The sequence below is a fragment of the Shewanella electrica genome, from assembly GCF_022321485.1.
Lineage (GTDB): Bacteria > Pseudomonadota > Gammaproteobacteria > Enterobacterales > Shewanellaceae > Shewanella > Shewanella electrica.
On record NZ_JAKOGG010000050.1, the window covers coordinates 1 to 597 of the forward strand.

Here is a 597-nt window from a genome sequence, read left to right on the forward strand (position 1 = left end):
TCCACCTTGTGCTCAGGCTCAGGGGAGGCATGCAGATCTTCGTCAAGACCTTGACTGGCAAGACCATCACCCTTGAGGTCGAGTCGTCTGACACCATTGACAATGTCAAGGCCAAGCTCCAGGACAAGGAGGGCATCCCCCCAGACCAGCAGCGTCTCATCTTCGCCGGCAAGCAGCTGGAGGATGGCCGCACCCTTGCTGACTACAACATCCAGAAGGAGTCAACTCTCCACTTGGTGTTGCGTCTTCGTGGTGGTATGCAGATTTTCGTGAAGACTCTTACGGGTAAGACTATTACCCTCGAGGTGGAGAGCTCCGACACCATTGACAATGTGAAGGCGAAGATCCAGGACAAGGAAGGAATCCCCCCGGACCAGCAACGTCTCATTTTCGCCGGAAAGCAACTTGAGGACGGCCGTACCCTTGCTGACTACAACATTCAGAAGGAGAGTACTCTTCACCTCGTCCTCCGTCTCCGTGGTGGCATGCAGATCTTCGTTAAGACACTCACCGGCAAGACCATAACCCTAGAGGTTGAAAGCTCCGACACCATCGAAAACGTCAAGGCTAAGATTCAGGACAAGGAGGGAATCCCCC

Annotated in this window: 1 protein-coding gene; it reads left to right on the forward strand. The window is 54.3% G+C overall.

Annotated features, from left to right (window positions below):
- Positions 1–29 precede the first annotated feature (29 nt).
- On the forward strand, positions 30–597 hold a 568-nt coding region (locus L9G74_RS19895), incomplete at its 3' end, for a ubiquitin family protein (protein WP_238898509.1).